This window comes from Halopseudomonas sp. 4NH20-0008, from assembly GCF_057548395.1.
In genome coordinates, this window is record NZ_BAAJMD010000005.1 from 42,386 (window position 1) to 56,290 (window position 13,905).

The window sequence follows — 13,905 nt, forward strand, 5'->3', positions numbered from 1 at the left end:
GCGGCGAGGCCGCCGCTCCCACAGAGGCCGCCGCTCCACCAGGATCGCGGTGGAGTCCTAGTGGGAGCGGCGGCCTCGCCGCGAACAAGATAAAAAACTATTTCATGGTCGGCATGCTGAACTCGGCACCCGCGCGGATGCCGGTCGGCCAGCGCGAGGTAATGGCCTTGCGCTTGGTGTAGAAGCGCACGCCATCCGGGCCGTGCATGTGCAGCGGGCCAAACAGGGAGCGCTTCCAGCCACCAAAGCTATGGAAAGCCATAGGCACCGGAATCGGCACATTGACGCCGACCATGCCAACCTGGATCTCGTTGCAGAACTGCCGCGCCGCGTCACCGTCACGGGTGAAGATGGCGGTGCCGTTACCGTATTCGTGGGCGTTGATCAGCTTCACGCCGGTGGCGTAGTCGGGCACGCGGACGATGCACAGTACCGGGCCAAAGATCTCTTCCTGATAAATAGTCATCTCGGCACTGACCTTGTCGAACAGACAGCCGCCCATGAAGAAGCCGCCTTCCAGTCCGGGCACGCTGACCTCTCGGCCGTCCACCACCAGCTCGGCACCTTCCTTCACGCCCTGATCAACATAACCTTTGACCTTGGCCAGGTGCGCAGCCGACACCAGCGGGCCCATTTCCATGCCGCCGTTCATGCCGTTGCCAATCTTCAGCGCCTTGACTTGCGGCGTCAGGGCGGCGATCAGCTTGTCGGCGACGGCATCACCCACGGCAACAGCCACCGAGATGGCCATGCAGCGCTCACCGGCGCTACCGTAGGCGGCGCCCATCAGGGCATTGACGGTTTGATCGATATCGGCATCGGGCATCACCAGCATATGGTTCTTGGCGCCACCGAGCGCCTGCACGCGCTTGCCGTGGGCGCAACCGGTCGAGTAGATGTATTCGGCAATGGGCGTGGAGCCGACAAAGCTAACGGCTTGAATATCCGGGTGGGTCAGCAGCACGTCCACCGCTTCCTTGTCGCCGTTGACCACGTTGAACACGCCATCGGGCAGGCCCGCTTCGGTCAGCAGCTCGGCCAGGCGCAGGGGTGTGCTCGGGTCCTTTTCGGACGGCTTCATGATAAAGGTGTTGCCGCAGGCGATGGCGATCGGGAACATCCACATGGGTACCATGGCCGGGAAGTTGAACGGTGCAATACCGGCGCAGACGCCCAGCGGCTGGTTCACCGACCAGGCATCGACGCCGCCGCCGACCTGCTCGGTATGCTCGCCCTTGAGCAGGTGCGGGATGCCGCAGGCGAATTCGACCACTTCCAGGCCACGGGTCAGTTCGCCCTTGGCATCTTCGAAGACCTTGCCGTGTTCGCGGGTGATCAGTTCGGCCAGTTCGTCGGCATGGGCTTCGACCAGTGCCTTGTACTTGAACAGGATGCGCGCGCGGTTCAGCGGCGTGGTCTTCGCCCAGGCTGGCTGAGCGGTCTTGGCCACAGCAATGGCCTGCTCCACTTCATTGACGCTGGCCAGCGATACCTGGCCGCGCTGTTCGCCAGTGGCGGGTTCGAAGACCGGCTGGGTGCGGGTGCTCGCTGCGGTGCGCTTGCCGTTGATAAAGTGGGTCAGTTGCAGGGTCATGGGGTCACCAGTTTCAAATTAACTTCTATATGGGTTTTTTGCCGCTTCGCACGGTGCAATGCAGGCGCTGTGGCGGATAGCCTGGTCAGGACCTTCGATGGCAGGTCGAAAATTGCTCCTGCATTTTCGACACTTCCGCCTTCCTTGGCGGTCGGGATGCCATCGTCGAGCTACAGGGAAGTACTTGCTGCGTGTCCTGGCCAGGCTGTCCGCCACCGCGCCTAACACAGCCGGGAGCGGGATCCTGATTTTAAAATACTGTTAATAAAGCGCTTATGGCGTTCGGCGAATCACGTCGCCCAATATATTGATCATCTGATCGATATGGCTCTTCTCGACAATCAGCGGTGGCGACATGGCGATGATATCGCCGGTGCAGCGCACCATCAGGCCCTCCCAGTAACAGGCCTCGAATACATCATAGGCGCGGGTGCCGGGCGCACCATCGCGGCTGGCCAGATGCACGGCACCGACCAGGCCGGTGTTGCGAATGTCGATCACATGATGCAGATCCTTGAGGCTGTGCAGCGCCTCCTGCCAGTAGATTTCCAGCTCGCGGGCGCGGGTCAGCAGGCCGTCGCGGGCATAGATATCCAGGGTCGCCAGGCCAGCGGCAGCGGCCACCGGATGACCGGAGTAGGTGTAGCCGTGGAACAGTTCGATCAGCCCCTGCGGGCCGTGCATAAAGGCATCCTGGATCTGGCTGCTGACAAACACCGCGCCCATGGGAATGGCGCCGTTGGTCAGACCCTTGGCAGTGGTCATGATGTCCGGGGTGACTTCCCAGCGCTGTGCGGCAAAGGGCTCGCCCAGGCGGCCGTAACCGGTAATGACCTCATCGAAGATCAGCAGAATGCCATGCTTGGCGGTGATTTCGCGCAGGCGCTTGAGATAGCCCACCGGCGGCAGTATGACGCCAGCGGAACCGGACATCGGCTCGACAATCACTGCAGCAATGTTTTCCGCGCCGTGCAGCGTCACCAGCTTTTCCAGCTGGTCAGCCAGTTCCACGCCATGCTTGGGCAGCCCGCGACTGAAGGCGTTGCGTTCGAGATCCAGGGTGTGCGGCAGGTGGTCAACGCCGGGCAGTTGCACGCCAAAGGCCTTACGATTGTTGACCATTCCGCCAACGGAAATGCCGCCGAAGCCGACACCGTGGTAACCCAGCTCGCGGCCGATCAGCCGGGTGCGGGTGCCTTCACCGCGGGCGCGCTGGTAGGCCAGGGCAATTTTCAGTGCGGTATCTACGGATTCGGAACCGGAGTTGGTAAAGAACACCCGGTCCAGGCCTGTCGGCGCGATCTCCACCAGACGCTCGGCGAGCTGGAAGGGCAGCGGATGGCCCATCTGGAAGGTCGGTGCAAAATCCATCTTGCTGATCTGCTTGCTGACCGCCTCGGCAATTTCCCGTCGACCGTGACCGGCATTGCAGCACCAGAGTCCGGCCGTGCCATCCAGCACCTGACGGCCTTCGACATCGGTATAGAACATCCCTTCAGCGCTTTCCAGCAGGCGCGGACGGCTCTTGAACTGCCGGTTGGCGGTAAAGGGCATCCAGAATTCGTCAAGGCTGATGTCCTGCTGAGCGCCGGCAGGTTGATGCATGCTGTTCATGTGGGTCGTCCTGGGGTGGCCGAAACGTAGGGCTAATTAAAGAATGGATCGAGTTTATGTCAAAAATAACAAACGAAAAAGGGGGTAATACAGAATTTCCAAGGCAAATTAGTTGGTCGGTGTCAAATATATTGAATTTTGGCTGTCGCCTGATTACTGTTGGCGCTGTCCAGTTGGTTTTATCCCTTTCCCGCCGGTTACCCGGGTACATGCGTGAGGTATCAGTATGTCTGCAGTCATCAGTCGTCAGACCTGGGAGCAGCGCGCCGCTGCCCTGTCGATTCAGTCTCAGGCCTTTGTTGCGGGCGCCTATCAACCGGCGCTGGATGCTGCCACCTTTGACTGCATCAGTCCGATTGATGGTCGAGTGCTGGCACAGGTCGCCAGTTGTGATCAGGCCGATGCTGACCTGGCCGTCAGCAATGCCCGCGCGGTGTTTGCCAGTGGCGTTTGGTCAAGGCTGGCGCCGGTCGAGCGCAAGGCGGTGATGATCCGCTTTGCCGCGTTGATCGAGCAGCATGGCGAGGAATTGGCGCTGCTGGAAACCCTGGATATGGGCAAGCCGATCAGTGACTCGCTGGCGGTGGATATTCCCGGCGCGGCGCGGGCTATCCGCTGGAGCGGCGAGGCAATCGACAAGATCTATGACGAGGTGGCCGCTACGGCCCATGATGAACTCGGTCTGGTGACCCGCGAACCTGTGGGTGTTGTCGCCGCCATTGTGCCCTGGAATTTCCCCCTGCTGATGGCCTGCTGGAAACTCGGACCGGCCCTGGCGACCGGCAACTCGGTGGTGCTCAAGCCCTCGGAGAAGTCGCCGCTGACGGCCATTCGTCTGGCCCAGCTGGCGATTGATGCCGGTATTCCGGCCGGGGTGCTGAATGTGCTGCCGGGCAATGGGCATACCGTGGGCAAGGCGCTGGCCCTGCACATGGATGTCGATACTCTGGTGTTCACCGGTTCGACCCGAATTGCCAAGCAGTTGATGATCTACGCCGGCGAGTCGAATATGAAACGGGTCTGGCTCGAGGCAGGTGGCAAGAGCCCGAACATCGTTTTTGCCGATGCGCCGGATCTGGATGCGGCGGCCGAGGCGGCGGCTGGAGCCATTGCCTTCAATCAGGGTGAGGTCTGCACGGCCGGTTCGCGGCTGTTGGTCGAGGCGTCGATCAAGGATATCTTCGTGCACAAGGTAGCCGCTGCGCTGCAGGCGCACTGGAAGCCCGGCCACCCACTTGACCCGGCCACGACCGTGGGTGCGCTGGTGGACAAGACCCAGATCGACACCGTGTTGAGCTATATCGAAGCCGGGCAGGCCGAAGGCGCCACTCTGGTGACCGGTGGTCAGCAGGTTATGCAGGCGTCCGGCGGGCTGTTTGTCGAGCCGACCCTGTTCGATGGCGTGACCAACAACATGCGCATCGCCCGGGAAGAGATCTTTGGTCCGGTGCTGTCGGTCATTGCCTTCGAGGATTTCGATCAGGCCATCGCCATCGCCAATGACAGTATTTACGGCCTGGCTGCCGCTGTCTGGACCCGTGATTTGTCCCGTGCGCATCGAGCAGCGAAAGCGCTGCGCGCCGGTAGCGTCTGGGTCAACCAGTATGACGGTGGCGATATGACCGCCCCCTTTGGTGGCTTCAAGCAGTCCGGCAATGGTCGCGACAAGTCGCTGCACGCCTTTGACAAGTACACCGAGCTGAAGGCCACCTGGATCAAGATCTAGCTACAAGCTACAAGCTACAAGCTACAAGCTACAAGCTACAAGCGGCAAGTAGGCCGTGCCGGGTATCGGGACTGGGTTTGGGGTGGTCGGTATGGATTGGAAGACGTATAGCATCGTTACTGCTGCGGTGGTCATTGTCGGCTTGTCGCTGGGTGTGACGCTGCCCTTGGTCTCGTTGCGGCTGGATGAGTGGGGCTATGATGCTTTTGCCATCGGTGTGATGGCAGGTATGCCGGCGATTGGCGTGCTGCTCGGTGCGCGCATCACCGGTCGGTTGGCCGGGCTGCTGGGTACCGAGGTACTGCTGCGTCTGGTGATGTTCTGCAGTGCCCTGTCGGTCGCGCTGCTGGCGCTGTTTCCAAGTTATGCCCTGTGGCTGTTGTTGCGGCTGGTGCTGGGCGTATCGCTGACCGTGACCTTTGTGCTGGGTGAAAGCTGGATCAATCAATTGATCGAGGATCGTTTGCGTGGTCGTCTGGTGGCCCTGTACGGCACCGGCTTTGCCCTGAGTCAGTTGTGCGGGCCGCTGTTGCTCGGTTTGATCGGGACAGGCTCGGATCTGGGTTTCTGGCTGGCGACCGGCCTGCTGCTCTGTGGTCTTGGCTTGCTGATGCGGGTGTCCGGGGCGCCAGTGGTGGATGCCGCCAATGCCTCCGGCCGCGGTTTTATGACCTTTGTCCGGACCTTGCCGGCGGTGGCCTGGGCGGTGATGCTGTTTGCCGCCTTCGAGGCCATGACCCTGACTTTGCTGCCGGTGTATCTGGTGCGTGAGGGTTTTGCCCAGCAACTGGCGCTGATGATGGTCAGTGCCGTGGTCATAGGGGATGCCCTGCTGCAGGTGCCGATCGGCTGGTTGGCTGACAGGCTGTCGCGCACCACGGTCTATCGTCTGTGTGGCGTGGTCTTGCTGAGCAGTAGTCTGGCGATTCCGCCGTTGCTGCAGACGCCGTTTATCTGGCCGGTGCTGGTATTGTTTGGTGCCAGTGCTGGCGGGCTCTATACCCTGTCGCTGATTCTGATTGGGCAGCGCTATCGCGACGACGCGCTGGTGCGTGCCAATGCGCATATTGCCTTGCTCTGGGGTTTGGGTTGTCTGATCGGACCGCTGTCCACCGGTGCCGCCAGCCAGTGGTTGAGCAGCCATGCCCTGCCGCTGTTGATGGCGCTGGGTGCGCTGGTGTTTATCTGGCTGGCCTGGCAGCGTGGCGCCTTTACCGCCGTGGCCATCGAGGAGATGCCTGCGCAAGATCAAAAGCCAGGCTAGGTTTTCCTGGGAGGGTCGAGTTCCATCTCGACCGGGGCGTTGGCGGTGAGCGCGATGGCCGAGGTGGAACTCGGCCTTTCCCAGGTAGCGGTGTTCCGGCGTTATCTATTTCCACTCTGACTATGCGTGGTGCGTATGACTCTGCTGACCGAGATAAAGCTCAGTCTTTACGCGTTGTTCAGCGCCACTGATGCTGCACGGCGATCCCCAGCAGCCATTGGCGGTCCGGGGCTGGTTCGTAATAGCGACGATTTACGTCAGCGTTGACGATCAGGGAGCCGATGTACTCGCGGTCTGTCAAATTGTCGATGCGGGCAAAGGGTTCGATCTGCCAGTTGCCCAACTCATGGGTATAGGCCGCCCGCCAGTTGAATACCGCATAACCTGAGGCGGCAGCGCTGTTGTCATCGGTGGCATAGCGCTGGCTCAGACCCTGCGCCTCAAGCGCGCTACTGAAGCCGCTGCCGAGCGGCTGCCAGCTGAGTTCGGCAAACAGGCTGTGGCGCGGCACGCCGGGCAAGGTGCTGCCCGAGAGGTCGCTGCCGTCACTGCGCTGATAGCGGTCAAAACGGGCATCCAGCAGAGTGTAGGCCAGGTAAGCGCTGATGCCGTGATCAAAGCCCTGCTCCAGTGTCAGTTCAATCCCGCGTCGGGTCGAGCGCCCTGCGTTGGCAAAGGTGCCGCGTCCGGTCAACTGCTGCGCGGGCCCGGCGACGATCTCATCCTTTACTCGGCTCTCGAACAGCGCCAGGTCAATCCGTGTGCGCTCGCGCTGAAAGGCCATGCCGATTTCGGCGTTGCGCGATTGGCTGGGTTTCAGGTCAAAATTCAAACCGCTGGTCTCGGGCTGATAGGCCAATTCCTGAAAGGTCGGTGTCTCAAAGCCCTGGCCAAGCGCCGCATGCAGGCGCAGGTTGGGGGTCCATTGGTAGCTCAGCCCGAGTGCCGGGTTGGTCTGGCTGTAACGCACGCTGCCACTGTCGTCTTGACCGTCGATCAGGTAGTCATCATCGGAGTCAAACTCGACCCGGCTGTGGCGCACCCCGGCGGTCAGATTCCAGCGTGGATCCAGTTGCCAGGTGCTGATCAGATACAGGTCCTGGCTATCGACGGCGTTGAATTCGTCGCGTTGCTGGTTGCCCTTGCGTCCGGCGTTGTTGACGAAACCCTGGCGTTGTTCGCCCTGATAGTCGTAGGTCAGCCCGGCGGCCAGATCAACCGGCAGGCCCAGGAGTTCCGTGCTGCGTTGCCAGCCCAGTTCGCCGCCGCCAAAGGCTCGATCCAGTTCGATCACGCCGCCGCCGGCAAAGGCGCCGCCACCGGGAAAGGCCAGGTATTGCTGCACATATCGCTCACCGCCATAAAGCATGACGGTGAGCTGATCATCATTGTTCAACCGTCGCGTGTAGTTGATCCCGGCCTGATTGTGCCGGACTGTCTTGCGCGTGTTGAAGGTCTGGCTGGCGGCTATGGCCTGGCGTCGATCCTGACGTACCTGCTCGGCGGTCAGTCCCAGCGGGTCCTGGGTGTCGGGTTGATCCAGGCTGTTGATCAGCAGGGTTAGGCTGGAGGCGTCGTCAATATCCCAGCCCAGGCGCAGATTTGCAGTATCACGGCGGGTCTGGCTATGGTCGCGGTAACCGTCGGTCTCCAGGCGGGCAAGATTGGCGCTGATATTCAGACCGTCATATTGGCCGCCGTAGCGCAGGCGCGAACGGCGCAACCCGTCTGGTCCTAAGGTCGTGCGGTTTTCCAGCGTCGGGTAAAAGTCACCTTCGCCGGTAAAGCCCTGGATGATACCTCCGGAGGCATTGCCGTACAGCGTGGTCAGCGGTCCGCGCAGCACCTCGATGCGCTCCAGGCTGTCCAGATCGAAGAGTGCCGGCTGCCCCTGGCCATCAGGCATGGTCAGCGGAATACCGTCCTGAACCAGCCGAACGCCGCGTACCCCGAAGGCCGCACGTGCGCCGAAACCGCGGGAGGATATCTGCAGGTCCTGGGCGTAGTTCTGACGATTCAGGGCCAGTATGCCGGGCACCCGCTGCAGCGATTCCGACAGGTTGGCGCCCAGACTTTGTGGTGTCAGTTGTTCGTCCTGTAGGCGAGTTTTGCTCAGGGCCAGCGGCAGGTCGTCGGCCTCGGACTGGCTGCCAAGAATCACCTGGGCAGGCAGGCTCAGGGGTGTTTCGCTGGCCTGCACAAGGCCTGGGATCAGGCAGGCAAGGGCAGTGAGCGGGATCAGGCGTACGGTCATTGGTGTGACCCTGTTATGAATATGCAGCCGAGTGTAGAGGCTGACAGGCCGGGCTGAAAGTGCCATTGATGCTGGAAATGCTACGGCTGATGACAGGGAGTATGCATGGGTAGTTAGTTTGATATGTAAATAAAATTGCACTACTATTTATCATTATTGACAGCCTGGTTGGCTCATGTATGACGTATCTGTTGAGGTCATAGTGGTGTTAAACGGCTGGCTAAAATTACTGCTGTAAAATTTAGGCTTTGTGGCAAAATACCTGCTTGGCAACAGGTGTTTCCGGGAGACGACCATGATGTACATGATGCACGACCTTTACCTTGCCCTGCGGCGCCTGCAACGCGCCAGTGAAATCCATGCCAAGCGCCTGGGTCGACACAGCGGCCTGACGCCTATCCAGTTGCTGATCATGCACAGTATTCAAGCTATGGGTGAAGGTACCCTCGGCGACCTGGCGAAGAAAGTCAGTGTGTCCCAGGCCACCCTGAGCACCATTATCGACCGACTGGAAAACCGTGAACTGCTGCAGCGTATTCGCAGCAAAAGTGACAAGCGCAAGGTGCATCTGGCGCTCAGCGCCAAGGGTCTGGCCGCCATTCAGGCTGAACCAGCCTTGTTGCCGGCCGAGTTTCTTGAGCGTTTCGGTAATCTGCCGGACTGGGAGCAATTGATGCTGTTGGCCAGTCTGCAGCGCGTTGCCGGTTTGCTCGAGGCTGATCAGCACGGTCCCGCTGAACTGTTCGAGAGTGAAAGCGCGGCCTGATTGTGCTGCGCTACCCAGGGTTACAGATTTTTCTCCTTTGCCCCCCTTGCCTGATACGGACTTGCGGCTTAGCATGTTTGAAATATCAAACATCTATGTTGTAAATGCATTACGCCTGTTGCGCGGATGCTACACCCGAATCATGCGAGGACACCCCCATGGAACTGCACTGCCCCGATCTGTTTCGTCAACAGGCTTATATAGATGGCCATTGGTGCGAGGCCGATAAAGGCAGTCGCACGGCGATCCTTAATCCTGCCAGCGGGCAGTCGCTGGGCAGCGTGCCCAATATGGCTGCCGATGAAACCCGCCGGGCCATTCTGGCGGCCCAGGCAGCCCAGCCGGCCTGGCGTCGCAAGACCGCTAAGGAACGCGGTGCGGTACTGCGCAAATGGTTCGAGTTGATGATGCAGCACCAGGAAGATCTGGCGCGGATCATGACTGCCGAGCAGGGCAAGCCGCTGGCTGAAGCGCGGGGCGAAGTGGCCTATGCCGCCTCCTTTATCGAATGGTTTGCCGAAGAGGCCAAGCGGGTCTACGGCGATGTTATTCCGGGCCATCAGGCCGACAAACGGATTCTGGTGCAGAAGGAGCCGGTGGGCGTCACGGCCGCTATTACGCCGTGGAACTTCCCTGCGGCGATGATCACCCGCAAGGTCGGTCCCGCGCTGGCTGCCGGTTGTGCCATGGTGCTCAAGCCTGCACCACAGACACCTTTCTCTGCCTTGGCGCTGGCGGCATTGGCCGAACAGGCCGGCTTGCCGGCCGGTTTGTTCAGTGTCATCACCGCCGATGTTGACCAGTCAATTGCCGTGGGCAATGAGCTGTGTGCCAACCCGGTGGTGCGCAAGCTGTCCTTTACCGGCTCCACTGCAGTCGGTATCAAGCTGATGCAGCAGTGCGCGCCAAGCCTCAAGAAATTGTCGCTGGAGCTGGGCGGCAATGCGCCCTTTATCGTATTTGACGATGCCGATCTGGATGCCGCAGTCGAAGGGGCGATGATCTCCAAGTACCGCAACGCCGGCCAGACCTGTGTTTGTGCCAACCGGATCTATGTACAGGACAGTGTTTACGATGCCTTTGCCGCCAAGCTGGTTGAGGCGGTCAAGGGCCTCAAGGTCGGTGATGGCAGTGAGGCTGGTGTGACCACCGGTCCGCTGATCAATGCCGCTGCAGTGGACAAGGTGCAACAGCATCTCAAGGATGCGACCGACCTGGGCGCCAAGGTGCTGGTCGGCGGCAAGGCGCATGCCCTGGGTGGTTTCTTCTTCGAGCCGACGGTACTGGCTGATGTGGATAGCCGCATGCGTGTGGCCCGGGAGGAAACCTTTGGCCCGCTGGCGCCGCTGTTCCGCTTCAAGGACGAGGCCGATGTGGTTCGTCAGGCCAATGACACCGAATTTGGTCTGGCGGCATATTTCTATGCCCGCGATCTGAGTCGGGTATTCCGCGTCGCCGAAGCGTTGGAGTACGGCATGGTTGGCGTCAACACCGGGTTGATCTCCACAGAAGTCGCGCCCTTTGGTGGTATGAAGTCGTCGGGCCTGGGCCGCGAAGGCTCCAAGTACGGCATCGACGAGTATCTGGAAATCAAATACCTGTGCCTGGGTGGTATCTGAGCCGCTTGGCTCGGTAATCACCTCCCTGTTAGCGAATTTTTTATCCGTCTTCCTGTTCACGAGGTCAGATATGAGCAAGACCAATGAAAGTCTGATGCAGCGCCGGCAGAATGCCGTGCCCCGGGGTGTCAGCCAGATTCATCCGATTTTTGTCCAGCGTGCGGAAAATGCCAGCATCTGGGATGTGGAAGGCCGTCAGTTTATCGACTTTGCCGGCGGTATCGCGGTGCTCAATACCGGCCATCGACACCCCAAGGTGATTGATGCGGTCAAGCGCCAGTTGGATCTGTATACCCATACCTGTTTTCAGGTTGTAGCCTATGAGCCGTACGTCGAGTTGTGCGAGAAAATCAACGCTCGGGTGCCCGGCGACTTTGCCAAGAAAACCCTGCTGGTCACGACCGGTTCCGAAGCCCTGGAAAACGCTGTGAAGATTGCCCGGGCAGCGACCGGTCGTGCCGGTGTGATTGCCTTTACCGGCGGTTATCACGGCCGCACCATGATGACCCTGGCGATGACTGGCAAGGTCGCGCCCTACTCGGCGGGCATGGGCCTTATGCCCGGAGGTGTCTATCGCGCCCAGTTCCCCTGCCCCTTGCACGGGGTCAGTGACGACGACGCCATTGCCAGTATCGAGCGGGTGTTCAAGAATGATGCAGAGCCGAGTGATATCGCCGCAATAGTCATTGAGCCGGTACAAGGCGAGGGCGGCTTTTATGTTGCCAGCCCGGCCTTTATGCAACGCCTGCGCGCGCTGTGTGATCAGCACGGGATTTTGCTGGTGGCCGACGAGGTGCAAACCGGCGCTGGCCGTACCGGCACCTTCTTTGCCATGGAGCAGATGGGCGTGGCGCCGGACCTGACCACCTTTGCCAAGTCGATTGCCGGTGGTTTCCCGGTCGCTGGCGTGTGTGGCCGTGCCGAGATCATGGATACTCTGGCACCCGGTGGTCTGGGCGGCACCTATGCCGGTAGCCCGCTGGCCTGCGCAGCAGCCCTGGCGGTCATGGAGGTGTTCGAGGAAGAGCAACTGCTGACCCGCAGCCTGCGCCTGGGTGAAATGATTCGCGAGCGCCTGCGAGCGATTGCCGAGACTGACAAGCGTATTGGTGACGTCCGCGGACTGGGTGCCATGGTCGCCTGCGAATTGTTCGACGACCACTGCAAGCCGGATGCCGATCTGACTGCCAAAATCGTCGCCAAGGCCCGTGAAAAAGGCCTGATCCTGCTGTCCTGCGGTCAGTATGGCAACGTCATCCGTATTCTGGTGCCATTGACGGCTACCGATCCGGAAGTGCAGGCGGGGATGGATATTATTGCGGCGTGTTTTGCCGAGCTCAGGGGCTGACGGACGCTGCCCGTCAGCCAGCGGCAAGCCTCAAGCGGCAAGCCACAAGCCAGAAGCCACAAGCTAAAACCTGCACCTGGCTCTGGGTCAGACTCTTCGCTTGAAGCTTGAAGCTTGAAGCTTGAAGCTTGTCGCTTAAGGCTTGCCGCTGCGCCAGCCCCGCTGGCGCCTAAAAGGTCGATATCCCGGACAACTCCATAAACCGATACAGCCCGTAGCGCCACGTCGAGTGATCAGCAAAGGCGCTGTAATCGAGGCTGTGCTGCTGGCCATCAGGATTGCTCCAGCTACGTTGAAACTGGCTGCGGGCGGCCTGCATCAGGCTGTGGTCGGAGGCTAGAACCAGGCGCACGTTGGTTTCCAGGTTAAGGTTGTCGAGGTTGCGTCGGGTGAAGTTGGCGGAGCCGCTGAGCAGCTCGCTGCGTCCGTCTGCGCGATCCAGACGCAACCATTTGCGATGGCATTGCTCGCCTTGGGTGGCGCACCAGCGCACGTCAATACCGGCATCGTGCAGGTCCCAGGCAGCCTGACGGTTCGGCACGCCGTTCTTTTCCCGGCCAAAGGCATCGCGATTGGGGTCCAGTAGTACTCTGATCGCCACCCCGCGCGCTTGCGCCCTGATCAAGGCTTCAACCAACGGGCGGTGTGACAAGTAGAAGACTTCCAGATCCAGCTTGTCCCCGGCCTGGCTGCTGTTGATCATCTGCAGCAGGCTGTCGCGAATCGCCCCCTCGGTGAGGACCTGAATGCCTTGCGGCCCTTCGGCCAGCTCCGTGGCCTCAGTGCTGGGCCAGCCGTAGATATTCACCGGCGCCGAGAAGCCCATCACTGCAATTTCGCTGCGCAGCAAATCGAGGGCGGCGGCACCGCTGAAAACCACGGCCTGGTTGCTGTGCCGACTGCTGGCATCATGCGGATTGGCGGAGGTGACCAGCGCGGTCCAGTCCTCGCCCTGATCAACAAACAGGGTCTTGCGATGATTGGCGCGGAAGTTCAGCAGGTGCAGATAGCTGCGTAAAGTAATCTTGCCTGGGGCAACCGGGTTGGGGAGCCAGCCGCCCTCGGTCTGATTGCCAAGATAGCGACAACAGCCTTGCCAGAGGCCGGTCCAGAGCGGATTGGAGGCCGGTAGCGCCCCGAGCTCAGTCATCACCAGATTGATGCCGGCCTGCTCCAGTCGTTCCAGATGGTCAGCCCGGATACCACCATACAGGGTGTTGAAGGGATCGGTAATCAGCACGATGGGCATGTCCGGATTGGCTGCACGGGCCGCCAATAGTGCCTCGGTCAGTTCTGCGGACAGGTTGCGCAGGCTGTCTTTTCCAGCGAAATCATTGAACAGAAACACGTCGACCACGATCAGTTGTCTGGCCTGGCGGATCAGCGCCAGGATGGCATCGGCTATCTGTTGCTGGTGTTGTTGCTGACCTTCAGCATCCACAAAACTGTGATCAATCAGCAGTGCTACCTCGGTCACCGGGCGTAGTGGCGCATGCATGTTGAGTCCGTCTGGCAGCGGCTTGAAGGCGCTGTATACCGACAGCACCAACCAGCTCAGCAGAACCAGCAGCAGCGCCCATGAGAGCGGGTGTACAGATGTACTTGCATTTAGAGACATGCCGGAGGCTCCCTGTGCCGGTTAGCGCTCGATTATAGGTTGGCTCTGGCAGTAAACACCATTGCCTGCTGAGCGTGCTACCCTCGTCACAGTGTTTACCGA

General features: G+C 60.5%; 9 protein-coding genes. 5 read left to right on the forward strand and 4 right to left on the reverse strand.

Features of this window, described 5'->3' with window-relative positions; all coding sequences use genetic code 11:
- Window positions 1-97 precede the first annotated feature (97 nt).
- Entirely contained in the window at window positions 98-1,594 is a 1,497-nt protein-coding gene (locus AC27HQ_RS06665; protein WP_487155365.1) for a CoA-acylating methylmalonate-semialdehyde dehydrogenase, read from the reverse strand.
- A 273-nt stretch (window positions 1,595-1,867) separates the two neighbouring features.
- On the reverse strand, window positions 1,868-3,199 hold the full coding sequence (gene aptA / locus AC27HQ_RS06670; RefSeq protein WP_487155517.1) for an omega-aminotransferase AptA: 1,332 nt from the start codon (window positions 3,197-3,199) through the stop codon (window positions 1,868-1,870).
- Between the two features lie 235 nt (window positions 3,200-3,434).
- On the opposite strand from aptA, the gene AC27HQ_RS06675 reads away from it, so the two are divergent.
- Entirely contained in the window at window positions 3,435-4,934 is a 1,500-nt protein-coding gene (locus AC27HQ_RS06675) for an aldehyde dehydrogenase (RefSeq protein WP_487155366.1), read from the forward strand.
- Between the two features lie 91 nt (window positions 4,935-5,025).
- Window positions 5,026-6,198 carry an MFS transporter gene (locus AC27HQ_RS06680; RefSeq protein WP_487155367.1) on the forward strand — a complete coding sequence of 391 codons (1,173 nt, stop codon included), beginning with the start codon at window positions 5,026-5,028 and terminating at the stop codon, window positions 6,196-6,198.
- 178 nt (window positions 6,199-6,376) lie between these two features.
- Here AC27HQ_RS06680 and AC27HQ_RS06685 read toward each other — a convergent pair whose 3' ends face one another.
- Window positions 6,377-8,452: a TonB-dependent receptor family protein gene (locus AC27HQ_RS06685; protein ID WP_487155368.1), complete on the reverse strand. Its 2,076-nt coding sequence runs from the start codon at window positions 8,450-8,452 to the stop codon at window positions 6,377-6,379.
- 295 nt (window positions 8,453-8,747) lie between these two features.
- Between AC27HQ_RS06685 and AC27HQ_RS06690 the strand changes: the two genes are divergently transcribed.
- The 3 genes from AC27HQ_RS06690 (at window position 8,748) to gabT (ending at window position 12,185) form a co-directional block, all read left to right on the forward strand.
- Entirely contained in the window at window positions 8,748-9,218 is a 471-nt protein-coding gene (locus tag AC27HQ_RS06690) for a MarR family winged helix-turn-helix transcriptional regulator (protein ID WP_487155369.1), read from the forward strand.
- A 158-nt stretch (window positions 9,219-9,376) separates the two neighbouring features.
- Complete coding sequence (gabD, locus tag AC27HQ_RS06695; protein ID WP_487155370.1) at window positions 9,377-10,837, forward strand: NADP-dependent succinate-semialdehyde dehydrogenase; 1,461 nt, start codon at window positions 9,377-9,379, stop codon at window positions 10,835-10,837.
- Between the two features lie 70 nt (window positions 10,838-10,907).
- Window positions 10,908-12,185, forward strand: a complete 1,278-nt coding sequence (gene gabT / locus AC27HQ_RS06700; RefSeq protein ID WP_487155371.1) for a 4-aminobutyrate--2-oxoglutarate transaminase — start codon at window positions 10,908-10,910, stop codon at window positions 12,183-12,185.
- Between the two features lie 169 nt (window positions 12,186-12,354).
- On the opposite strand, the gene AC27HQ_RS06705 is transcribed toward gabT, so the two are convergent.
- The gene (locus tag AC27HQ_RS06705) at window positions 12,355-13,803 is read right to left on the reverse strand and encodes a phospholipase D-like domain-containing protein (protein ID WP_487155372.1); all 1,449 of its coding nucleotides are present in this window, start codon (window positions 13,801-13,803) and stop codon (window positions 12,355-12,357) included.
- Window positions 13,804-13,905 lie beyond the last annotated feature (102 nt).

Bases quoted from the DNA above. Each gene is read 5' to 3' on its own strand.
- AC27HQ_RS06665 (WP_487155365.1), bottom strand. From the start codon at position 1,594: ATGACCCTGCAACTGACCCACTTTATCAACGGCAAGCGCACCGCAGCG.
- aptA (WP_487155517.1), bottom strand. From the start codon at position 3,199: ATGCATCAACCTGCCGGCGCTCAGCAGGACATCAGCCTTGACGAATTC.
- AC27HQ_RS06675 (WP_487155366.1), top strand. From the start codon at position 3,435: ATGTCTGCAGTCATCAGTCGTCAGACCTGGGAGCAGCGCGCCGCTGCC.
- AC27HQ_RS06680 (WP_487155367.1), top strand. From the start codon at position 5,026: ATGGATTGGAAGACGTATAGCATCGTTACTGCTGCGGTGGTCATTGTC.
- AC27HQ_RS06685 (WP_487155368.1), bottom strand. From the start codon at position 8,452: ATGACCGTACGCCTGATCCCGCTCACTGCCCTTGCCTGCCTGATCCCA.
- AC27HQ_RS06690 (WP_487155369.1), top strand. From the start codon at position 8,748: ATGATGTACATGATGCACGACCTTTACCTTGCCCTGCGGCGCCTGCAA.
- gabD (WP_487155370.1), top strand. From the start codon at position 9,377: ATGGAACTGCACTGCCCCGATCTGTTTCGTCAACAGGCTTATATAGAT.
- gabT (WP_487155371.1), top strand. From the start codon at position 10,908: ATGAGCAAGACCAATGAAAGTCTGATGCAGCGCCGGCAGAATGCCGTG.
- AC27HQ_RS06705 (WP_487155372.1), bottom strand. From the start codon at position 13,803: ATGTCTCTAAATGCAAGTACATCTGTACACCCGCTCTCATGGGCGCTG.